This is a genomic window from Pseudomonas sp. ADAK21 (assembly GCF_012935735.1).
Taxonomy (GTDB): Bacteria; Pseudomonadota; Gammaproteobacteria; order Pseudomonadales; family Pseudomonadaceae; genus Aquipseudomonas; species Aquipseudomonas proteolytica.
This window is the reverse complement of record NZ_CP052857.1, coordinates 5,654,799-5,675,741: the sequence shown is the minus strand read 5'-3', so window position 1 is coordinate 5,675,741 and position 20,943 is coordinate 5,654,799. Positions and strand designations below refer to the sequence as shown.

At 60.8% G+C, this 20,943-nt stretch carries 17 protein-coding genes, 1 tRNA gene and 1 pseudogene; 10 read left to right on the top strand and 9 right to left on the bottom strand.

What is annotated here, in order from left to right; all coding sequences use genetic code 11:
• Nucleotides 1-33: 33 nt before the first annotated feature.
• Nucleotides 34-825 carry a MipA/OmpV family protein gene (locus HKK57_RS25600; protein ID WP_169391082.1) on the bottom strand — a complete coding sequence of 264 codons (792 nt, stop codon included), beginning with the start codon at nt 823-825 and terminating at the stop codon, nt 34-36.
• A gap of 221 nt (nt 826-1,046) precedes the next feature.
• Between HKK57_RS25600 and nosR the strand changes: the two genes are divergently transcribed.
• From nosR to HKK57_RS25570, 6 genes are all read left to right on the top strand, one after another.
• Nucleotides 1,047-3,227, top strand: a complete 2,181-nt coding sequence (gene nosR, locus HKK57_RS25595; protein ID WP_104912165.1) for a transcriptional regulator NosR — start codon at nt 1,047-1,049, stop codon at nt 3,225-3,227.
• Nucleotides 3,228-3,265: 38 nt separating this feature from the next.
• The gene (gene nosZ / locus HKK57_RS25590) at nt 3,266-5,188 is read left to right on the top strand and encodes a TAT-dependent nitrous-oxide reductase (protein ID WP_029294848.1); all 1,923 of its coding nucleotides are present in this window, start codon (nt 3,266-3,268) and stop codon (nt 5,186-5,188) included.
• Nucleotides 5,189-5,442: 254 nt separating this feature from the next.
• Nucleotides 5,443-6,702 carry a nitrous oxide reductase family maturation protein NosD gene (locus tag HKK57_RS25585; protein ID WP_405045207.1) on the top strand — a complete coding sequence of 420 codons (1,260 nt, stop codon included), beginning with the start codon at nt 5,443-5,445 and terminating at the stop codon, nt 6,700-6,702.
• The gene (locus HKK57_RS25580) at nt 6,702-7,613 is read left to right on the top strand and encodes an ABC transporter ATP-binding protein (protein ID WP_029294852.1); all 912 of its coding nucleotides are present in this window, start codon (nt 6,702-6,704) and stop codon (nt 7,611-7,613) included. Before HKK57_RS25585 ends, HKK57_RS25580 begins: the two co-directional genes overlap by 1 nt.
• Nucleotides 7,610-8,440 (top strand): ABC transporter permease, encoded by an 831-nt coding sequence (locus HKK57_RS25575; RefSeq protein ID WP_029294854.1) that lies wholly within the window; start codon nt 7,610-7,612, stop codon nt 8,438-8,440. Before HKK57_RS25580 ends, HKK57_RS25575 begins: the two co-directional genes overlap by 4 nt.
• 25 nt (nt 8,441-8,465) lie before the next feature.
• Nucleotides 8,466-8,969, top strand: a complete 504-nt coding sequence (locus HKK57_RS25570) for a nitrous oxide reductase accessory protein NosL (RefSeq protein WP_237150420.1) — start codon at nt 8,466-8,468, stop codon at nt 8,967-8,969.
• Nucleotides 8,970-9,072: 103 nt separating this feature from the next.
• Here the strand turns inward: HKK57_RS25570 and HKK57_RS25565 are convergent, their stop codons facing one another.
• Nucleotides 9,073-10,359, bottom strand: coding sequence for an MFS transporter (locus HKK57_RS25565; RefSeq protein ID WP_154907426.1), 1,287 nt, complete (start codon nt 10,357-10,359; stop codon nt 9,073-9,075).
• Nucleotides 10,360-10,503: 144 nt separating this feature from the next.
• On the opposite strand from HKK57_RS25565, the gene ggt reads away from it, so the two are divergent.
• The 3 genes from ggt (at nt 10,504) to HKK57_RS25550 (ending at nt 13,515) form a co-directional block, all read left to right on the top strand.
• The gene (gene ggt, locus HKK57_RS25560) at nt 10,504-12,228 is read left to right on the top strand and encodes a gamma-glutamyltransferase (protein WP_169391079.1); all 1,725 of its coding nucleotides are present in this window, start codon (nt 10,504-10,506) and stop codon (nt 12,226-12,228) included.
• 229 nt (nt 12,229-12,457) lie between these two features.
• Nucleotides 12,458-12,531: transfer RNA gene (locus HKK57_RS25555), tRNA-Cys, on the top strand.
• 324 nt (nt 12,532-12,855) lie between these two features.
• Complete coding sequence (locus tag HKK57_RS25550) at nt 12,856-13,515, top strand: hypothetical protein (protein WP_154907427.1); 660 nt, start codon at nt 12,856-12,858, stop codon at nt 13,513-13,515.
• 267 nt (nt 13,516-13,782) lie between these two features.
• On the opposite strand, the gene HKK57_RS25545 is transcribed toward HKK57_RS25550, so the two are convergent.
• Both HKK57_RS25545 and HKK57_RS25540 read right to left on the bottom strand, forming a co-directional pair.
• Nucleotides 13,783-14,025, bottom strand: coding sequence for a hypothetical protein (locus HKK57_RS25545; protein ID WP_029294865.1), 243 nt, complete (start codon nt 14,023-14,025; stop codon nt 13,783-13,785).
• Between the two features lie 12 nt (nt 14,026-14,037).
• On the bottom strand, nt 14,038-14,517 hold the full coding sequence (locus HKK57_RS25540) for a hypothetical protein (protein ID WP_070994994.1): 480 nt from the start codon (nt 14,515-14,517) through the stop codon (nt 14,038-14,040).
• Nucleotides 14,518-14,669: 152 nt separating this feature from the next.
• Between HKK57_RS25540 and HKK57_RS25535 the strand changes: the two genes are divergently transcribed.
• The gene (locus HKK57_RS25535) at nt 14,670-15,032 is read left to right on the top strand and encodes a DUF2388 domain-containing protein (RefSeq protein ID WP_237150421.1); all 363 of its coding nucleotides are present in this window, start codon (nt 14,670-14,672) and stop codon (nt 15,030-15,032) included.
• A 77-nt stretch (nt 15,033-15,109) separates the two neighbouring features.
• Here the strand turns inward: HKK57_RS25535 and HKK57_RS27465 are convergent, their stop codons facing one another.
• From HKK57_RS27465 to HKK57_RS25515, 5 genes and pseudogenes are all read right to left on the bottom strand, one after another.
• Nucleotides 15,110-15,865: a methyl-accepting chemotaxis protein gene (locus HKK57_RS27465; protein WP_442962271.1), complete on the bottom strand. Its 756-nt coding sequence runs from the start codon at nt 15,863-15,865 to the stop codon at nt 15,110-15,112.
• A gap of 108 nt (nt 15,866-15,973) precedes the next feature.
• Nucleotides 15,974-16,780, bottom strand: a pseudogene (locus HKK57_RS27460) (cache domain-containing protein); the annotation flags it as partial.
• Nucleotides 16,781-16,839: 59 nt separating this feature from the next.
• Nucleotides 16,840-18,084, bottom strand: a complete 1,245-nt coding sequence (locus HKK57_RS25525; RefSeq protein ID WP_169391258.1) for an OprD family porin — start codon at nt 18,082-18,084, stop codon at nt 16,840-16,842.
• A 95-nt stretch (nt 18,085-18,179) separates the two neighbouring features.
• Nucleotides 18,180-19,484: a CitMHS family transporter gene (locus HKK57_RS25520; RefSeq protein ID WP_029294875.1), complete on the bottom strand. Its 1,305-nt coding sequence runs from the start codon at nt 19,482-19,484 to the stop codon at nt 18,180-18,182.
• Nucleotides 19,485-19,617: 133 nt separating this feature from the next.
• The gene (locus HKK57_RS25515; RefSeq protein ID WP_169391077.1) at nt 19,618-20,931 is read right to left on the bottom strand and encodes a dicarboxylate/amino acid:cation symporter; all 1,314 of its coding nucleotides are present in this window, start codon (nt 20,929-20,931) and stop codon (nt 19,618-19,620) included.
• Between the last annotated feature and the right edge of the window lie 12 nt (nt 20,932-20,943).

The following is a 20,943-nucleotide window of genomic DNA, read 5'->3' as shown; positions in this document are numbered from 1 at the left end:
TGGCGAGCGGGCTTGCCCCAGCCATCCGCTCCGTCAAAAGGTGTAATTCAGCACGCCCATCACCGAAGTCTGCATCCTGCGCTCCACAATCGGGCTTTTACCCGCATCACCCGACAAGTACTGCACATCCAGCAAGGTCGAAAATGTGGTGTGCTCGCCAAGGGGCACGCTCCAATCGAGGTTCAGCCCCCGGCTGACCATCCCACCCTTGGCGTCATACGCGCGAAAGCGGCTGCGCTGGGCTTGGCCGCTAGTCACGCCATACCACGTCTGTACATAGTTGCTATCGCCAAAGCGGCTGTTGAGGCTGGCGTCCACGGTGCCGTAGTCGCCGTCATACAGGTTGGTGCCGATGCTCAACTCCAATGAGGTGAAGGCCTTGCCGCTGTCTTTTTTATCGTCTTGCTCCAAGGCATGTTCCAGGGTCGCGCCCAGGATCGCGCTGCCCAGGGTATAGCTGGCACTCACCCCAAACTGTGGCCGCGACTTGATGTCGCCCATGCCCTTGAGCCGGTCGGAACCCAGGTGGGTGCTTTTCTTCTGGTCCTTGCGCGCGGTACTGGCGCCGACATAGGCGCTTAAGCTCAACTGGTCATCCTCATAACCCCAGCCCAGGCCCTTGTTGGTATCGAGAAAAATCCCCCATGGGCTGACGACGTTTACGCCCAGCAGGGGCGCGGTCATCCGTTCATTGCTGCCGCTGTAGCGCGGCAGGTTGGCCGCCCCGGCTTGCAGGCTGTATTGCCAGTCGGTGGCGACTGACAGTTGGGTGCAGGTGAGCAGGCACACAGAGGTGGCAGCGAGGTAGATCGTTCTTGAACGCATGATGGCCTTCGTTGTTCCATGGGAGGCTCGAATCCTAGGGACGGCGTGGGCAGGGGTCTTTGACAGCTTTGTCGGGAAACTGTCAAAGACTGTTAAGCCGGGGCTGCCTGCCCAGCGCCCAAACGCCGCACCGCCCCCAGACTTGATTTCAATCAAGGGCTCACTGGCCACCTGCCACCTACCATCGGCTGCATATTCCGGCCGTTGAAGTCAGTGAGCCCATGAACCGCACCAAGCCCTCGACCCTCGCTACCTTGGCGGCAAGCCCCGTCACCTGGTTGGTTGTCCTGGTTTTACTGTTCAGCCTGGCCGGCCCGGCCCAGGCCAAGTCCTACGGCGCGATTGAACAGCAGCGCATCGACAAGATCTTCCCCCAGGCAGACGCCATTTCCGCCCCTGAAGGCAAGTTCAAGGTGCGCACGCTGTCGGCCAAAGGCGCGGTGATCGGCTACGTGTTCCAGAGCCTGGACGTGGTGGATATCCCGGCTTACTCCGGCAAACCGATCAACACCCAAGTGATCCTCGACCCGGCCGGGGTGATCCGTGATGCCTATGTGCTGGAGCACCACGAGCCGATCCTGCTGATCGGCATTCCCGAGGCCAAGTTGCATGACTTCACGGCGCGCTACAGTGGGATCAACGTCAGGCAGCGGGTGGTGGTTGGGCACTCCAGCGACAGCCAGGCGGTGACCGTGGATGCGGTGGCCGGTGCCACCGTTACGGCCATGGTGGTCAATGAAGTGATCATGCGTGCCGCCCATGAAGTGGCGGTGTCGCTCAAATTGATCGAGGACAAGGCCAGCACCGCGCAGAAAGTCGCGCTGGTGCGCCCTGATCTGTTCGAGCCCGCCAACTGGGCGCAATTGACCGGCAATGGCGCAGTGCGCCGCCTGCACCTGACACGCGGCCAGGTGGACGCTGCCTTCAAGGGCACCGAGGCCGAAGGTGTGGAAGTGGCGGGGCCGGGGCAGGCCGACGAGACATTTATCGACTTGTATGTGGCGGACCTCAATGCGCCGACCATCGGCCGCAACCTGTTGGGCGAGGCGCAATACCGGGTGCTGATGCAGGGCCTCAAGCCTGGCGAGCAGGCCATTGCGGTGCTGGGGCGCGGGGTTTTTTCGTTCAAGGGCTCGGGCTACGTGCGCGGCGGGATTTTTGATCGGGTGCAGTTGCGCCAGTTCGGCAACGTCATCAGCTTTCGCGATATGGACCACCAGCGCCTGTATGACGTATTCGCCGAGGGCATGCCCGAGTTCGAGGAAATGTCGGTGTTTATCGTGCGCCCCCAGGCCGCGTTCGACCCAGGCTCGGCGTGGACCCTGGAGTTGCTGGTGCGGCGCCAGACCGGCCCGGTCAGCGGCACCTTCACCAGCTTTGAACTGCCTTACCAGATGCCCGAGGCCTACCTGGAACGACCCCTGCCGACCGCCGCGGAACAGGCCGCCATCGACGAAGCCAACCGGCCGATGTGGCTGACGATCTGGTACCAGAAACAGGTGCAGGTCCTGGTGCTGGGCGCCGCCCTGGTGCTGTTGACGGTGATTCTGTTTTTGCAGGACAGCCTGGCCCGGCGCCCGCGTCTGCTGCACTGGGTGCGTCGCGGTTATCTGCTGTTTACCGTGGTGTTTATCGGCTGGTACGCCCTGGGCCAGTTGTCGGTGGTCAATGTGCTGACCTTCGTGCATGCGCTGTTCCAGCAGTTCCGCTGGGAGCTGTTCCTCACCGACCCGCTGATCTTCATGCTCTGGGTATTCACCGCCGCCAGCATCCTGTTGTGGGGGCGTGGGGTGTTCTGTGGTTGGTTGTGTCCGTTCGGGGCGCTGCAGGAGTTGATCAACGAGGCGGCGCGCAAGCTCAAGGTGCGCCAGTTCGAACTGCCGTTTGCCGTGCATGAGCGGCTGTGGGCGATCAAGTACCTGATCCTGCTGGGGCTGTTTGGCCTGTCCCTGGAGTCGATGGCCACTGCCGAACGGTTTGCCGAAGTGGAACCGTTCAAGACCGCCATCACCCTGCATTTCGACCGCCAGTGGTGGTTCGTCGCCTATGCCTTGGTGCTGCTGGTGATCAACATTTTCACGCGCAAGGTCTATTGCCGCTATCTCTGCCCGCTGGGCGCGGCGCTGGCAATCCCGAGCAAGTTCCGCCTGTTCGACTGGCTCAAGCGGCGCAAGGAATGTGGCGATCCGTGCCAGTTGTGCGCCAAGGAATGCGAGATCCAGGCGATCCACCCCGATGGCCATATCAACGCCAATGAATGCCACTACTGCCTCGATTGCCAGATGACCTGGCACAACGACCACAAATGCCCGCCACTGATCAACAAACGCAAGAAACGCAACAAGGCCGCACCCACCCCTGGGCAATTGATCCCGGTGGTGCAGGTGGCGGTGCCTGAATGACGGCCTTGGGCACCCACTTTTCCCATCTGGAGCACATCATGAACGACAGCGAATCGAAAAAAACCGGGGCCACACCGCAACCCGAAGGCATGAGCCGGCGTGGCTTCCTCGGCACCGGCGCCGTGACCGGCGCGGTGCTGGCAGGCGCCTCGGCCATCGGCGGTACGGTGTTTACCCGCGAGTCCTTTGCGGCGGCGGCCAAGGAAGCGAAGTCGAAGATCCATGTGGGCCCGGGTGAGCTGGACCAGTACTACGGTTTCTGGAGCGGCGGCCACCAAGGCGAAGTGCGGGTGCTGGGGGTGCCGTCGATGCGCGAGCTGATGCGCATCCCGGTATTCAACGTCGATTCGGCCACCGGCTGGGGCCTGACCAACGAGAGCAAGCGCATCCTCGGCGAGGGCGCCAAATACCAGAACGGTGATTGCCATCACCCGCACTTGTCCACCACCGATGGCCGCTACGACGGCAAATACCTGTTTATCAACGACAAGGCCAACACCCGCGTCGCGCGGATCCGCCTGGACATCATGAAGTGCGACAAAATCGTCACCGTGCCCAACGCCCAGGCGATCCACGGCCTGCGCCTGCAAAAGGTGCCGTACACCAAGTACGTGTTCTGCAACGCCGAGTTCATCATTCCGCACCCCAATGACGGCCACACCTTCGACCTGCAAGACAAAAACAGCTTCACCATGTTTAACGCCATCGACGCAGAAAAAATGGAAATGGCCTTCCAGGTCATCGTCGACGGCAACCTCGACAACGCCGACATGGACTACACCGGCAAATACGCGGCGGCCACTTGCTACAACTCGGAAAAGGCCTCCGACCTGGGCGGCATGATGCGCAACGAGCGCGACTGGGTGGTGGTGTTCAACATCCCGCGCATCGAGGCGGCGATCAAGGCCGGCAAGTTCATCAACCTCGACGGGGTCAAGGTGCCGGTGGTGGACGGGCGCAAGGGCGACGATGGCAAGGACAGTGAATTCACCCGCTATATCCCGGTGCCGAAGAACCCCCATGGCTGCAACACCTCGCCGGACGGCAAGTACTTTATCGCCAACGGCAAGCTGTCGCCGACCTGCACCATCATTGCCATCGACAAGCTCGACGACCTGTTCAGCGACAAGATCAAAGACCCGCGCGGCGTGGTCGTCGGCGAGCCGGAGCTGGGCCTGGGCCCGTTGCACACCACCTACGACGGCCGGGGTTTTGCCTACACCACGCTGTTTATCGACAGCCAGGTGGTGAAGTGGAACATCGCCGAAGCCATCCGCGCCTATGGCGGCGAGAAGGTCAACTACATCAAGCAGAAGCTCGATGTGCACTACCAACCGGGCCACAACCACGCCTCGCTCACCGAAACCCGGGACGCCGACGGCCAATGGCTGGTGGTGCTCAGCAAATTCTCCAAGGACCGCTTCCTGCCCACCGGCCCGTTGCACCCGGAAAACGATCAGTTGATCGATATCTCGGGCGATGAAATGAAACTGGTCCACGACGGCCCGACCTTCGCCGAACCCCATGACTGCGTGATGGCGCGGCGTGACCAGATCAAGACCAAGAAAATCTGGGAGCGCAACGACCCGTTCTTTGCCGAAACCGTGGCCATCGCCGCCAAGGACGGGATCAAGCTGGAGACCGATAACAAGGTGATCCGCGACGGCAAGAAAGTGCGGGTGTACATGACCTCCATGGCGCCGACCTATGGCCTGACCGAGTTCACCGTCAAGCAGGGCGATGAGGTCACGGTGACCATTACCAACATCGACCAGATCGAGGACGTGACCCACGGTTTTGTCATGACCAACCATGGCGTGAGCATGGAAATCAGCCCGCAGCAAACATCATCCATTACCTTCATCGCCGACAAGCCGGGGCTGCATTGGTACTACTGCAGCTGGTTCTGCCATGCGCTGCATATGGAGATGGTAGGGCGCATGTTGGTCGAGCGGGCTTAACGGCTGTGGCGAGCGGGCTTGTCGGAACGCCGCATCGCCCGCGCTGGGCTGCGCAGCAGCCCCAATAAGCCCGCTGCGGTTTTTCAGATAAACCGAGGCTGGATGTTTTAGGGCTGCTCCGCAGCCCAGCGCGGGCGATGCGGCGTTCCGACAAGCCCGCTCGCCACAACAGACCGCTCACCACGATAGGCCCGCTCTCACAGGGGATCTGTCTTGATCAAAAGGAATGCTCCGTGGTTCAACCCCGCACGTTATTGATCGGGTGTGTGTGGCTGCTATTTTCGGCCACCGCCAGCGCCGCTTTACTGCCCATCACCGACTTGCCGTTGGTAGCCGCAGGCCCGCAGCACTGGCGCCTGCCCGCCGGCGACTACCTGGGCTCCTTCAGCATCGACCACCCCCTGCAACTCACCTGCGAACCCGGTGCGGTGATCCACAGCCAGGGCTTGGGCAACGGCTTGCTGATCAGCGCTGCCGACGTCACCGTCGAGGGCTGCACCTTCCTCGACTGGGGCCATGACCTCACCGCGATGAACGCGGCGATCTTCATCCAACCCAAGGCCCACGGCACCTTGATCAAGGGCAACCATATGCGCGGCCAGGGTTTTGGGGTGTGGGTCGATGGCACGGCGGACGTGAGCGTGATCGACAACCAGATCCAGGGCGACCCCACCCTGCGCTCCCAGGACCGGGGCAACGGCATCCACCTGTATGCGGTCAAGGGCGCGCGAGTAATCGGCAACCACGTGCGCGACGCCCGCGACGGCATCTACATCGACACCTCCAACGGCAACCTGCTGCAAGGCAACACCCTGGAAGACCTGCGCTATGGCATCCACTACATGTTCGCCAACGACAACCAGGTGCTCGACAACATCACCCGCCGCACCCGTACCGGCTACGCCTTGATGCAAAGCCGCAAGCTGACGGTGATCGGTAATCGCTCCGAAGAGGATCAGAACTACGGGATCCTGATGAACTACATCACCTATTCCACCCTACGCGACAACGTGGTCAACGATGTGCGCGACGGCACCACGGGCGACACCATGATCACCGGTGCCGAAGGCAAGGCACTGTTTATCTACAACTCGCTGTTCAACAGCATCGAACACAACCACTTCGGGCGCAGTGCGGTGGGCATTCACCTCACGGCCGGCTCCGAAGACAACCGGATTGCCGGCAACGCCTTTGTCGGCAACCAGCGCCAGGTCAAGTACGTGGCCACACGTTTGCAGGAGTGGTCGGCGGATGGCCGGGGCAATTACTGGAGCGACTACCTGGGCTGGGACCGCAACAGCGATGGCCTGGGGGATGTGGCCTACGAGCCCAACGATAACGTCGACCGCCTGCTGTGGCTGTACCCCCAAGTGCGTCTGTTGATGAACAGCCCCGGCATCGAGTTGCTGCGCTGGGTGCAGCGGGCGTTTCCGGTGATCAAGTCGCCGGGGGTGATGGACAGCCATCCGCTGATGAAAGACCCCACGCTTTCCCTGCTCAAGGAGCCCGCATGATGCCTGTCGTCGAAATCCAAGGCGTGACCCAGCGTTATGGGCGCGCCACTGTGCTGCATGACCTGAACCTGAGCCTGGCGCCCGGGGAGGTGCTGGGCCTGTTCGGCCATAACGGCGCGGGCAAGACCACCAGCATGAAGCTGATCCTCGGTCTGTTGCAGGCAAGCAGCGGCCAGGTGCGGGTGTTCGGCCGGGCGCCCAGCGACCCCCAGGTACGGCAGATGCTCGGGTACCTGCCGGAAAACGTGACCTTCTACCCACAACTCAGCGGCCTGGAGACCCTGCAGCATTTTGCCCGGCTCAAGGGCGCGCCGATGAGCCAGGTCGCGACGCTGCTCGAAGACGTCGGCCTGACCGCGGCAGCGCGGCGGCGGGTCAAGACCTATTCCAAGGGCATGCGCCAGCGCCTCGGCCTGGCCCAGGCCCTGCTTGGCGAACCGCGCCTGCTGCTGCTCGACGAGCCCACCGTGGGCCTCGACCCGATCGCCACCCAGGATTTGTATCGCTTGCTCGACCGCCTGCGCGGGCAGGGCACCAGCATCATCCTTTGCTCCCATGTGCTGCCGGGGGTGGAAGCCCATATCAACCGCGCCGCGATCCTCACCCAGGGCCGCCTGCTGGCCCTCGGCACCCTGGCGGCGTTGCGCGAAGAAGCCGGGCTGCCGACCCTGATCCGCAGCAGTGGCCTGCAACGGGCGGCGCTCTTGCAAAAACGCTGGAGCGAGGCCGGCCACGTGACCCGGCGCTGGGGCGCGCAGGGCCTGCAAGTGGCTGCGTTCAATGGCAACAAGCTGGACCTGCTGCGTCAGTTGCTCGACCAGGAAAACCCCAGCGATGTGGAAATCGTCGTGCCGTCCCTGGAGGACCTCTATCGCCATTACATGGACAGCCCTGCGGAGCGTGCCCTATGACGCCGATCTGGAACATGGCCCGCAAGGAATTCAGCGATGGCCTGCGCAATCGCTGGTTGTTAGCGATCAGCCTGTTGTTCGCGGTGCTGGCCATCGGCATTGCCTGGCTCGGTGCGGCGGCGTCCGGGCAACTGGGCTTCACCTCGATCCCGGCGACCATCGCCAGCCTGGCCAGCCTTGCGACCTTCCTGATGCCGTTGATTGCGCTGTTGCTGGCCTATGACGCGATTGTGGGCGAGGACGAAAGCGGCACCTTGCTGCTGTTGCTCACTTATCCCCTGGGGCGCGGGCAGATCCTGCTGGGCAAGTTCGTGGGGCACGGGTTGATCCTGGCCCTGGCGACCTTCATTGGCTTTGGCTGCGCCATGCTCGCCATTGCGCTGCTGGTGGATGACGTCGAGTTCAGCCTGCTGCTGTGGGCGTTTGGTCGATTCATGCTGACGTCGACTTTGCTCGGCTGGGGCTTTCTGGGGCTGGCGTATGTGTTGAGCGCCGTCTCGGCAGAGAAGTCCACGGCGGCCGGGCTGGCCCTGGGGGTGTGGTTCTTTTTTGTCCTGGTGTTCGACCTGGCGTTGCTGGCGCTGCTGGTCATCAGCGAGGGCCAGTTCAGCCCGACGCTGCTGCCATGGTTGTTGCTGTTCAACCCGGCGGATGTGTACCGGCTGATCAACCTGTCGGGTTTCGATACCGGGCCGGCATCGGTGGGCGTGATGGCGTTGGCGGGCGACCTGGCAGTGCCGACGGCGGTGTTGTGGCTATGCCTGGCTTTATGGGTCGTAGGGCCACTGGCCTGGGCCTATTGGCTGTTTGGGCGGCGCGCAGCCTGAGTTTTTATTAGTGGAGCGGATGAGCATGAAAATCGGGTTGGTATTGCTGTTGAGCCTGCTGTTGGTCGGGTGTGACAAACCGGTGGCGGCGGGTGTGGGTGATGGGCCGGTGGCGTTTCATCCGGCCGATGAGTGCCATGTGTGCGGCATGGTGATCAGCGAATTCCCGGGGCCCAAGGGCGAGGTGGTGGAGCAGGGCGCGGCGAAGAAGTTTTGCTCGACCGCAGAAATGCTCGGCTGGTGGTTGCAGCCAGAAAACCATCATGCCCAGTCAAAGCTGTATGTGCATGACATGGGGCGCAGTCATTGGGACACCCCGGATGATGCCCATCTGATCGACGCCAAGACGGCGTACTACGTGCTGGGCACCGGGCTCAAGGGCGCCATGGGCGTGGTGCTGGCCTCGTTTGCCGAGCAGGCGGTGGCACAGAAAGTCGCGGCGGATACCGGCGGGCGGGTGTTGCGCTTTGAGGAGATTGACCTGGCACTGTTGCAGCAGCCGAGTGGCATGGCCCATAGCGGTCATTGAGGCTGCTCTCCTGTGGGAGCGGGCTTGCCCGCGATAGCGGCAGTTCAGTCAGCATTTCTGGCAGCTGACACACCGTTATCGCAGGCAAGCCAGCTCCCACAGCCTAGCGGTTGACCAACTTCGCCGGCAAGGCGATCACCAGCAAACAACTGAGCACCAGGCTCCCGGCAAAGAACCACATCGCCCCGGCGCTGCTGCCGGTCAGGTCGATGGCCAGGCCCATCAGCGAGTTGCTGACCAAGCCGGCGATGTTCGCCAGGGAACAGGCCAGGGCAAAGCCAGTGGCTGCCGCGGTGCCGGTGAGGAAGGTCGCTGGCAGGCTGAAAAACACCGGCACTGCGCCAAGGATCGCCGCCGAAGCCACGGCAAACAGGGCCACGGTGGCGACCACGTTATGGGTGAAGAAGGTGCTGCTGGCCATGGCCACGGCGCCCACCAGAAAGGGCACGATAATGTGCCAGCGGCGCTCACGGTATTTGTCGGAGCTGGCGCCGATCAGCAGCATGCCGGCCAGCGCGGCGACGCTGGGCAGGGCGGTGAGCAGGCCGATATGGAAGGTGTCGCTGATCCCCGCGTTACGGATCAGGGTCGGCATCCAGAAACCCATGGCATAGGCACTGAGCAGGATCGAAAAATCGATCCCGCCGAGCATCCACACCTTAATGTTGAAGAACCCATCACGAAAGCGCCGCGGGCTGTGGCTGGCCTGGCTGGCGTCGGCGTGCAATTGCTGTTGCAGCAGGGCCTTTTCCTCGGCAGACAACCATTTGGCCTGGTGATAGGTATTGGGCAGCGCCCAGAACGCCAGCACCCCCAACAGCACGCTGGGCAATGCTTCAAGCAGGAACAGCCATTGCCAACCGCGCAGGCCGGCCAGTTGGTCGAAGTGGCTCATGATCCAGCCAGACAACGGCCCACCAATCACACTGGACAGCGGCAGGCCGATCATGAACAGCGCAATCACCCGCCCCCGGCGATGGGTGGGGAACCAAGTGGTCAGGTAGTACAGCACCCCCGGCAGGAACCCCGCCTCGGCGACGCCGAGCAAAAAGCGCAGGACATAGAACTGGGTAGTGGAGGTGACCAGCAGCGTGCAGGCCGAGAGCAGGCCCCAGGTGATCATGATGCGGGCAATCCAGATCCGCGCGCCGACCCGCTCCAGGATCAGGTTGCTCGGCACTTCAAACAGGATATAGCCGACAAAAAACAGGCCGGCGCCCAGGCCGAACGCGGTTTCGCTGAACTGCAACTGGTCTTGCATCTGCAGCTTGGCAAAACCGATGTTGATCCGGTCCAGATAGGCGGCCAGGTAGCAGAAACACAGGAAGGGAATCAGCTTCCAGGTGATCTTGTGGTACAGCGCATGGATCGGGTCGGCGACCGTGGGCATCGGTGAGTCTCATGGCAAGGAGTGGGGCGGGGCGAATATAGCATTCCGGCACCGACAAGCTCTGTCTGAAACGCGCCACCTGACTGGGGTTGGCGTGCGAAAGCAGCTACGTTTAATGCTTCTAATAAAACAGAGTATCCACGGATGAACTACCAACCCTTTACCCGAACCTTGATCGCGACGGCCCTGGTCCTGACATTCAGCGGTGTGCAGGCGGCCTCCCAGGCCCCGGTGGCCGGTGAAAACGGCATGGTGGTGACGGCCCAGCATTTGGCGACCCATGTGGGCGTCGATGTGTTGAAGGCCGGCGGCAACGCCGTGGATGCGGCTGTCGCCGTGGCTTACGCCCTGGCGGTGGTTTATCCGGCGGCGGGTAACCTGGGGGGCGGTGGGTTCATGACCGTGCAACTGGCGGACGGGCGCAAGACCTTCCTCGACTTCCGCGAAAAAGCCCCATTGGCGGCCACCGCCGACATGTACCTGGACAAGGACGGCAACGTCGTCCCCGGCCTCAGCGCCAAGGGCCACCTGGCCGTCGGCGTGCCCGGCACGGTCTCCGGCATGGAGCTGGCCCTGAGCAAATACGGCACCCTCAAGCGCGCCCAAGTCATCGCGCCGGCAATCAAGCTCGCAGAAAACGGCTTCGCCCTCGACCAGGGCGATATCGACATGCTGCACAGCGCCACCGAAGAGTTCAAAAAAGACCAGGACCTGCGCGGCATCTTCCTCAACAAGGGTGAGCCACTGCAGGTCGGGCAGAAACTGGTGCAAAAAGACCTGGCCCGCACCCTGCGGGAAATCTCCGCCAAGGGCACCGATGGCTTCTACAAAGGCTGGGTGGCCAAGGCCATTGTCGATTCCAGTCAGGCCGGCAAGGGCATCATCGCCCAGGCCGACCTGGACAAATACCAGACCCGCGAACTGGCGCCCATCGAGTGCGATTATCGCGGCTACCACGTAGTCTCGGCGCCACCACCCAGCTCGGGCGGCCTGGTGATCTGCCAGATCATGAACATCCTCGAAGGCTACCCCATGGCCGAACTGGGCTACGGCTCGGCCCAGGGTACCCATTACCAGATCGAAGCCATGCGCCACGCGTACGTCGACCGCAACAGCTACCTGGGCGACCCGGACTTTGTACAGAACCCGGTGGAGCACCTGCTGGACAAGAACTACGCCGCCAAACTGCGCGCCGCCATCGAGCCGCAAAAGGCTGGCGACTCCACGGCCATCAAGCCCGGCGTCGCGCCCCATGAAGGCAGCAACACCACCCATTACTCCATCGTCGACAAGTGGGGCAACGCAGTCTCGGTGACCTACACCCTCAACGACTGGTTCGGCGCCGGCGTCATGGCCAGCAAGACCGGGGTGATCTTGAACGATGAGATGGACGACTTCACCGTCAAGGTCGGCGTGCCCAACATGTACGGCCTGGTTCAGGGCGAAGCCAACGCCATCGCCCCAGGCAAGGCGCCACTGTCGTCCATGAGCCCGACCATCGTCACCAAGGACGGCAAGGCTGTGATGGTCATCGGCACACCGGGCGGCAGCCGCATCATCACCGCCACCTTGCTGACCATCCTCAACGTCATCGACTACAAGATGAACATCCAGGAAGCCGTCAACGCCCCGCGCTTCCACCAACAGTGGATGCCCGACAGCACCAACCTCGAAACTTTCGCCCTGAGCCCCGACACCCAGAAAATCCTCGAAAGCTGGGGCCACAAATTCGCCGGCCCCCAAGACGCCAACCACCTGGCCGCGATCCTCGTCGGCGCCCCATCCCTGGACGGCAAACCCGTGGGCAACAACCGCTTCTACGGCGCCAACGACCCACGGCGCAACACCGGGCTGTCATTGGGCTACTAACCCCAGGCAGGGCAGGGGCCAGTCGCCCTTGCTCTGCTTCACAGAAGAATATTTTTTGAAATCAAGGGGTTGCCAGTCCCGGCAAATCAGTACATAATTGCCGCCATCGAACGCACTGAGGCATAAAAAACTTCAATGTTTTCAATGAGATAGAGTAGAGGCAAGCTTCACATAGCCCACTCAAGTTTATATGCGGTGAATGTCGGTGGTTTTGGCATTGATCGTTTGAGGCCGAGTAGCAAAATGGTTATGCAGCGGATTGCAAATCCGCCTACGCCGGTTCGATTCCGACCTCGGCCTCCACTCTTGAAAGCCCCGTAGATTAACGTCTACGGGGTTTTTTATTGCCTGGGATTTGAGAAGTGTTCCGCAACCCCATGCTTTTTTGATTGAAGTCCGAGTGCATAACAGCAACAGACGGAGAGAGTTACTTCGTGGGGTTCACGATCTCTCCTATTTGGCGGGTGAGCGTCAGCCGTTTCGGGCTGGCCTGTTAATCAGCTTTCCTGACGCTGCAGATCCAATGGCCAAGCAGGTGCAGTTGTGGGATTGGGGAAGACAAGCAAGGAACAAGATTGGTAGCATCAAGCCACTATTACTCGGAATGTTTCATAAGGATGTGAGCAGATGAACAAAAAACTGATCGTAGGCGTATTCGTTGGACTTGGGGTGATGCTCAGTTCGATGAGTGCGAACGCTGCAGACAACCTGTTCAAGAATTATGTGTATGGCTCTGCTTTGGCTGACTATAAAGAAGCAGATGGCTATTACGACTGCTCTGAGGACGTGGGGGGTGTTGCACTTTGCATTGATGACGTGAGCTTTATCGACCATAAGTTTACTGCTGCTTTGGTTTTCTCAGGCTCAAAGCTAATTATGGTTTCGTTAATCAGTGCTTTCGATCCTGATCTTTTCGCCACATCTGTTGGAACGTTGGCGCAAACCTTCAAGCTGACGACATTGTCCGACGGGCGTACTCAGTTTGACGTAATCCAAGCAGCCGCCACATCCACCAGAGATGAGCTCGCCACGAAGCTGGCAAATTTTGAAGGTGGAGCGATGAGTGGTGGAACAGTGTCGTACACGTTCTATGAAGGCGTAGATAAGGCCAAGAGGTATACCAGCATGGCTAGCCAAGTGACGGCGCTACCGGACAATACCCGTGCCGCTGAGGTATTGATTGCCGGTGAGGGTGCTGACGCAGGACTAGTTATCAGATTTGGTTTCCCTAAACTGGAAGCTAATAAAATTTCTGCTGCTGCAAAGAAACCCGCCGAGGCGTTCTAATCTTTTTATACCGAACAGCCTCGCTTATGCGGTAATGCCATTCAGTTAAGCGGATTCTGCTTTCTGTAGGAGCGAGCTTGCTCGCGAAGGACGTCAACGATAACGCGTGTTTGCTAGGTAAGCGCGGCGCTCTCAAGTTCTTCGCGAGCAAGAACTAGGCGTACCCTCGCTCCTACAAAAAGGCTCAACTGAACAGCATTACGCTTATGCGGGCCTTTTTTTACTGCAGAGCGCTGGAGCGCCAATCAGCGAATACTCCTGCCACCTTCAACCCACCTGCTCGAACCGCCGCCGCTTCAGGAACAACCCCACCCCCAGTGCAACGGCAAAGATCGACAGCAACCCCAGGTCAAACCCAAACAAGCGGGTTTGGCTCGCGGCAACGCAGCCGACTGCACCTATCGCTATCAGCAGTACCCCTAACCATTTGCGAAGGGGGTACGGCTTAACAAATCGGTCGAGCAGGAAGAACAGCACCAGTGCAACGACCAGTTGGGTAATGTCAGACATGTGTTTCTCCCGTCAGGTCTTGATGATCAGTGTCGAGGCGCTGCGTTGCGGGCCGATGCCGCCATTCACCTGCGCCTCAATGCTCACCAGTACGTCGCCTGCGTGATAGGTGGGCAGGGTTTCATTCACGTACATGCGCACACCGGCGCCGACAGGGGCGCCCACGTAGGGGGAGGCAACATAAGAGGTGGCGCCAGCGAACGCCGAGGCTGCAAGGTTGGCGATTTTGGTGCGTTGAGTGTTGAGAACATCGCCCTGTTGCCGGGTCAGTGGCTTGGAGATGCCGATCATCATCAGGCACGGAAGGTTCTTGGCCAGCATCTTGTCGTACACCTCGACGACCTTGCGGTTGACCTCGTAGTGAGCGCTTTTCGCCTCGCCAAAATGCAGCTCGCGCAGGCGTCCGCGTTCGCTGTCGGTGAGGGTGACCTGCGAGACGTTGAACACGATCCCGTGATTGCCCATGTATTGGAAAGTCCCTTCGAACTTCATCGCACGCATCCTTTCGAGCCAAAGGCGGGGATTGTCTAGAAAGCACGCGCTGGATTCAAATCATTTCACCTGGCCGATCAGCCTGGATGCCCGGCCAGGAACACGTTAGATTCAGCCTCTAAAGGATGACTCACCCCCCGTGGAGTAGAATTTTGCGCAAACTGATTGTGGTGCTCATGCTCGGGTTCCCGTGCAGTTTTCCGGTAATCGCGGGTGATGGCAGGGCGGTGGAAGTCTCGGCCTTTGGGGCGGTTGTTTCGTCGAGTCTTGCGGTGACTCTTTTCCCCGTCACGCTGACTGAAGACAGTCAAGGAAGTAGCCGCAATAGCTCAAAGGGAGGCGACTCCAAGATAGTTGCCGCTCGCAATGATGCTGCCGCTTTCGTCGCGAGTGATGGGGTTATTAGAGGCGCGAGCCTGGAGGCGGCGTTCGAGGTTTTGCGGATTGGGCATGAGCCGGCCACAGCCAGCGACATGACGCTGGCTGAAGCCGTTTTGGTTTACGAATCACGCTAGCGAAATAGGGCCTCGACCACTTTTAGCCAGTCTGCCCACTGGGTTTGTGCGTCCTGCAGTCCCGTGGTGCCGTGGGGTTAAATCTTGAATTGCTTCAACAGACCTTCAAGGCGATGACCTATGGCGTATAGCTCATCGACGGTTTGCACGCCGTTTTGGGTCTGGTCGGCGACGCTTTCAATCGCGCGGGCTATTTGATGGACGCTTCGGTTGATTTCCTCGGCCACTGACGTCTGCTCCTGCGCGGCACTGGCGATGTGTGCGTTCATCGCATTGATGGTAACGATCAGTTCGACCGCTTTGCCCAACGACTGGCCAGCCTGTTCTGCGTGCAGGCTGGCGCCATTGCCCGCTTCGCCGGAGTGGCTCATCGCGGTCACGACCTTGGTGGTGGCCTGGTTGAGCCGCTCGATCATGGCTTGGATCTCCTGGGTGCTGAGCTGCGTCCGGCTGGCCAATGCGCGCACTTCATCGGCCACCACGGCAAACCCGCGCCCGGCGTCGCCGGCCCGTGCCGCTTCGATCGCGGCATTGAGTGCCAGCAGGTTGGTTTGCTCGGCGATCGAGCGGATGACATCCAGCACGCTGACAATGCCTTCTACATCGCCTTGCAGGCTTTGCAGCGATACGCCGCCCGTGGACAGGTCTGCGGTCAGCGTGCCCAAGCGGGCGATGCTTTCATTGACGACCTGCCTGGCATGCTGGGCCTGTAGATCGGTTTCGGCGGCTGCATCTGAAGCGCTCTGGGCACTTACGGCCACCTCATGCGCAGCGGATGACATTTGATTGATTGCTGCGGCGACCTGATCGGTTTCCTGGCGTTGCTGCTCCATGACGTGGTCGATGCATTTGCTCTGTTCGGCCACTTGGGTGACGGACTCATTCAACTCACGGGCCATGCTGACGATCTGGCTGACCAGCCCATGAATCTTGTCGCAAAAGGCATTGAACGACACGGCTACCTGTCCGAACTCATCGTGGCTGGTGGGTAGACGCCGCGTCAGATCGCCTTCGCCAGCGGCGATTTCATCGAGGTGCTCGCGAATCCGTGACAGGGGGCGCAGGCTGTTTTTCACCAATACCCAGCCCAGCCCGCCGATGATGCCCAGTGCAATCAAGGCGATGACGGTTATCCCATAGACGAGGCTGCGCACCCGTTGATGGATTTCGGCGCGCACCTGGGCGACCTGGCTTTCGATGCTGTCGAGGTTGATCGCGGTGACTACCACCATGTCCCAGGCGGGCAGGTAAAAACTGTAGGCCAGTTTCGCAACCACATTGTCGGTATTGATCAAGGCCCCTGAATACGTGACGAAGTGGCTGCCGTTTTTCGCGGCGGCGACCATTTCCCGGTTCAGGTAAACCCCGTTCTTGTCTTTGCGGTCACTCATGTTGGTGCCGACGCCTTCGCTGCTGTCGCCACGAAACAGGCGCACGACCTGGCTGTCGTAACCGATAAAATAGCCGTCGTCGCCGTACTTCATCTTGGACAGTCGTGCGATCGCCAGCGCACGTGTGGCCTTTTCGCTCGTCTGGGCCTGCGCATAAAGGTCCGCCACCGAGGTTTGTGCAAGGGAGGCGTAGTCCTTCAGGCGGTCCCGACTTTCATCGAGCAAACGCTCGCGGGTCACCGTGACTTCCTGCTCGGCGCTCGCCAGCAGGTTGGCGCTTGTTGTCAGGGCCAGCACCGTGGACAACAGCACCACGGGGGCCAGCACCAGGATCAGTACTTTGTTCTTGAACAGCATGTGGGGATGTCCTTACCTGAACCGGTGGGAAAGCGGCCGCAAGGGCCGCGATCGTCGACTTACCAGAGGGCAATGTCATAGGTGAGGTAGAGGCGGTTGCTGTCGCGCCCGCGGGAAAAGTCAGAGCGGTAGACATAGTTGCGCATGCGCACACCCAGGCCCTTGAACGTGCCGGTCTGCACCACGTAGGCCAGTTCGGTATCGCGTTCCCACTCCTTGACCGTACTGGTGGACTTGCCGTCATTGCCGCTCAGGTAGCGCGCAGCGAAGGTCAGGCCGGGCACGCCGACGGCGGCAAAGTTGAAGCCGTAGTTGAGCATCCAGGTCTTTTCGTCTTCCTCGATGAACTTGCCAATGCCGGCGTTGCTGAACGAGTACACGGTGGCGCCGCTGATGTAGGGCAAGCCGGCATCGCCGCGCAGGGTCTGGTAGCCCCCGCCGACGGTATGCCCGGCGATCGCGTAGGACAGTTGCCCGCTGAGCATGTCGTTATCGATTTTGCCTGCGTAGGCCGAGCCGCTGTCTACGCTGTTGAAGTAGCGCAGGTCGCCGGTCAGTACGCCACCGGCCAGCGGCAGGTCGTGCTGGATGCCGGCGAAGTTCTGCCGGTAAAAATTCTCCAGCTCCCCGTAGTAGTAGTTCAAGCGGGTGTTCTTCCCCCATTTGTACTCGGCCCCGGCATAGTTGAAGTCTCCCGATTTTCCCCCGCTGTAGCCGTCAGGCACGATGGGTACGCTGTCGGTGGAGTCGCGTAATTTGAAACGGTCCAGGTGCCCGCCAGTGATGGTCAGGTTTTCAATGTCGTTGCTGCTGATCTGAGTGCCCTGGTAGGTCTGGGGCAACAAGCGTGCGTCGTTGTAAATCAGCACCGGCGTTTTGGGCAGCAGGGTGCCGTACTTGACGGTGGTGTTGGCGAACCTCGCTTTTGCGGTGGCGCCCGCGCTGGCAAATTCGCCGGCTGCGCGGCCGTCGTCATGCACCGGCATCAGCCCGGTGCCGCTGCGACCGCGTCCTGAGTCAAGCTTTACGCCGTAGAGCCCCAGGGCATCTACGCCGAAGCCAAGAGTGCCGGCGGTGAACCCGGACTGATAGTCGAGCAGCAATCCCTGGGCCCACTCGGTGCGCTCGCTTTTTGCCGTTCTCGCGGCGCGTGCGCTCATGCCGTGTTCGTCGCGAAAGTGCTCGTTGAAATACACATTGCGCAGTTGCAGCTTGAGTTTGCTGTCATCAATAAAGCCTTGGGCATTGGCACCGGCGATGGGTACCAGGCCGAACGCGCAAAAAAGGGCCCGACGGGTATACATAGGGTTCATGGCAAACGTCTCGTTGTTGTTATTGGGCGTGCAGGGCAGCACGCGCCCCGTGAGCGAGGCGCGTTGGAACGCAGCAGGAAGATGAATCAGGTAAACAGGCTGATAGCCCCGGTCAGCAGGGCCAGCGCGGTAACGACCAGGGAGGTCAGCACCGCCCATTTGACGGTGGCTTTCTGGAAGTCGCCGATGTCACGGTCGACCATGCCCACCAGCAACAGGGTCGAGGCCACCAGTGGGCTCATCAGGTGCACCGGTTGCCCGAGGATCGAGGCTCGGGCGATTTCCACTGGATCAATGCCGTAGGCCGCGGCGGCATTGGCCAGGATCGGCACCACACCGAAGTAGTAGGCGTCATTGGACAGCACGAAGGTCAGCGGCATGCTGGTGACCGCAACCACCAGTGGGAACAGATGGCCCCAAGACGGCGGGATCCAGTCGACCAGGGTCTGCGCCAGGGCGTCGACCATCTTGGTGCCGGAAAAAATCCCGGCAAAAATCCCTGCGGCGAACACCAGCAGCACGACCGTCATAGCGTTGCCCGAGTGCGCCAGGATGCGTTCTTTCTGAATGTCCAATTGCGGGTAGTTGATCATCAGCGCGAGCACAAAGCCGATCAGGAACAGGACCGCCGAGTGCATCAGGCCCATCACCAGGGCGATCAATACCGCAATCACCAGCACCAGGTTGACGTAAGCCAGCTTTGGACGTTTGTGTGGGGTGTCTTCAAGAATCGCGTTGATGTAGCAATCTCCGCCACCGCTTTGCAGTTGCACGTTGCCAATCCGCTTGCGCTCGGCACGCCCCAGTATGAAGGCGGTGAAGACCACCCACAGGGCGCCGCCGATCATGGTTGGCAGCAACGGCACAAAGTATTCGCCGGCATCCAGGCCCAGTGCGGCGATGGCCCGTGTCGCGGGGCCGCCCCAAGGGGTCATGCCGCTCATGATGCTCAACGACAGCATGGAGATGGTCGCCAGGATCATTGGGTTCATGCCGATGCGTTTATACAACGGCAACATTGCGGCGCAGGTAATCATGTAGGTGGTGGTGCCGTCGCCGTCGAGGGCGACCAGCAATGACAGCAGGGCGGTGCCGACCGCGATTTTCATCGGGTCGCCATTGACGCGCTTGAGGATCTTGCGGATCAGCGGGTCGAACAACCCCGCGTCGATCATCAGGCCAAAGAACAGGATGGCAAACAGCAGCAAGGCGGCAGACGGTGCGACCATTTTCAGGCCGTCGAGCATCATTTTGCCGGTGGTGCCGCCGAAGCCGCCAATAACCGCGAAGACGATAGGCACCACGGTGAGTGCGACGATCGGTGACAAACGCTTGGTCATGATGAGGAAGGTGAATACGACCACCATGGCCAAGCCAAGGAAAGCGAGCATAGGACGATTCTCTTGTTGTTATCGTAAGAATGGCTGACGCCGAGGCGCACGAGCCCTGACCCGCCGGGCGGCACAATGGCGCCTGGCGGGTAAGGGGTTCAGTCAAGTCAGGGGTAGGTGTTTGTGGTTTGCGCTAGACGCGGCTGGCGACCTTCTGGTCTTCCCAGGCTTGTGCCTGTGCCGCACCGGGTTTTGCGTCGAGCATCCGCGCCAGCGTTTCGCGGTGGCAGGCATTTTCGGACATCGAAATCACCACCGTCGCGACCGCGTTGCTGGCCAGGCTGGTCAGCGCCCGCGCTTCCGACATGAAGCGGTCAATGCCGATCAGCAGCGCCAGGCCGGCCAACGGGATGTCGTGAATGACCGTCAGGGTCGAGGCCAGTGCCACGAACCCGCTGCCGGTCACGCCGGCCGCACCTTTGGAGGACAGCAGCATGATCGCCAGCATGGTGATGATTTGCGTCAGGCTCAGGTCAATGTTGCAGGCCTGGGCAATGAAAATCGCCGCCAACGACAGGTAGATGGCCGTGCCGTCCAGGTTGAACGAGTAGCCGGTGGGCAAGACCAGGCCCACGACGCCTTTTTTGCAGCCCAGCGCTTCGAGTTTTTCCAGCATGCGCGGCATCACCGGTTCCGTGGAGGAGGTGCCGAGCACCACCAGGAACTCTTCGCGAAAGTAGCGCAGCAGTTTCCACAGGCTGAAACCGTTGGCGCGGCAAATGCTGCCCAAGACGACGAACACGAAGAAGCCGCAGGCGATGTACAAGGTCATGATCAGTTTCGCCAGCGAGCCCAGCGAGGTGATGCCGTACTGGCCGACCGTGAACGCCAGGGCCCCGAAAGCGCCGATCGGTGCAAAACGCATCAGGTACGCGAAGATCTTGAACACCATGTGCGAGGCGGATTCGAGTACATCGAGCACCGGCTTGCCACGTTCGCCCAGGGATGACAAGGCGAAGCCGGACAACACCGCGATAAACAGGACCGGCAGCACTTCCCCTTTACTGAAGGCACCGATAAAGGTGTCCGGGATGATGTGCATGAAAAACTCCACAACCCCAAGCTTCGCCGCCGACTCGGTGTACTGGGCCAGGCCTTTGGTGCTCAGTTGGGTGGGGTCGATGTTCATGCCGGCACCCGGCTGGAACACGTACACCGCCACCAGGCCAATCACCAGGCTGATCACCGTGAGGCCGAAAAACAGCAGCATGGTTTTGCTGAGCAGGCGGCCGAGCGAGCGTTTGTCGCTCATCCCGGCGATGCCGGTGACGATGGTGCAGAACACCACGGGAGCAATCATCATCTTGATGAGCTTGATGAACGCATCGCCCAGCGGCTTGAGTGCAACGGCCTGCTGGGCCCAGAAGTGCCCGACCACGATGCCCAGCACCACGGCGCATAGAATCTGGAAGTAGAGCGATTTTACAACTTTCATGGCATCACCCATTTTTAGTATTGT

What these genes read in the sequence shown, in the direction of transcription:
- HKK57_RS25600 (WP_169391082.1), bottom strand. Translation starts at nt 825, where the DNA reads ATGCGTTCAAGAACGATCTACCTCGCTGCCACCTCTGTGTGCCTGCTC.
- HKK57_RS27465 (WP_442962271.1), bottom strand. Translation starts at nt 15,865, where the DNA reads ATGGAGCAGCAACGCCAGGAAACCGATCAGGTCGCCGCAGCAATCAAT.
- nosZ (WP_029294848.1), top strand. Translation starts at nt 3,266, where the DNA reads ATGAACGACAGCGAATCGAAAAAAACCGGGGCCACACCGCAACCCGAA.
- HKK57_RS25540 (WP_070994994.1), bottom strand. Translation starts at nt 14,517, where the DNA reads ATGAAGTTCGAAGGGACTTTCCAATACATGGGCAATCACGGGATCGTG.
- HKK57_RS25575 (WP_029294854.1), top strand. Translation starts at nt 7,610, where the DNA reads ATGACGCCGATCTGGAACATGGCCCGCAAGGAATTCAGCGATGGCCTG.
- HKK57_RS25525 (WP_169391258.1), bottom strand. Translation starts at nt 18,084, where the DNA reads ATGTATACCCGTCGGGCCCTTTTTTGCGCGTTCGGCCTGGTACCCATC.
- HKK57_RS25515 (WP_169391077.1), bottom strand. Translation starts at nt 20,931, where the DNA reads ATGGGTGATGCCATGAAAGTTGTAAAATCGCTCTACTTCCAGATTCTA.
- HKK57_RS25545 (WP_029294865.1), bottom strand. Translation starts at nt 14,025, where the DNA reads ATGTCTGACATTACCCAACTGGTCGTTGCACTGGTGCTGTTCTTCCTG.
- nosR (WP_104912165.1), top strand. Translation starts at nt 1,047, where the DNA reads ATGAACCGCACCAAGCCCTCGACCCTCGCTACCTTGGCGGCAAGCCCC.
- HKK57_RS25565 (WP_154907426.1), bottom strand. Translation starts at nt 10,359, where the DNA reads ATGCCCACGGTCGCCGACCCGATCCATGCGCTGTACCACAAGATCACC.
- HKK57_RS25550 (WP_154907427.1), top strand. Translation starts at nt 12,856, where the DNA reads ATGAACAAAAAACTGATCGTAGGCGTATTCGTTGGACTTGGGGTGATG.
- HKK57_RS25580 (WP_029294852.1), top strand. Translation starts at nt 6,702, where the DNA reads ATGCCTGTCGTCGAAATCCAAGGCGTGACCCAGCGTTATGGGCGCGCC.
- ggt (WP_169391079.1), top strand. Translation starts at nt 10,504, where the DNA reads ATGAACTACCAACCCTTTACCCGAACCTTGATCGCGACGGCCCTGGTC.
- HKK57_RS25570 (WP_237150420.1), top strand. Translation starts at nt 8,466, where the DNA reads ATGAAAATCGGGTTGGTATTGCTGTTGAGCCTGCTGTTGGTCGGGTGT.
- HKK57_RS25520 (WP_029294875.1), bottom strand. Translation starts at nt 19,484, where the DNA reads ATGCTCGCTTTCCTTGGCTTGGCCATGGTGGTCGTATTCACCTTCCTC.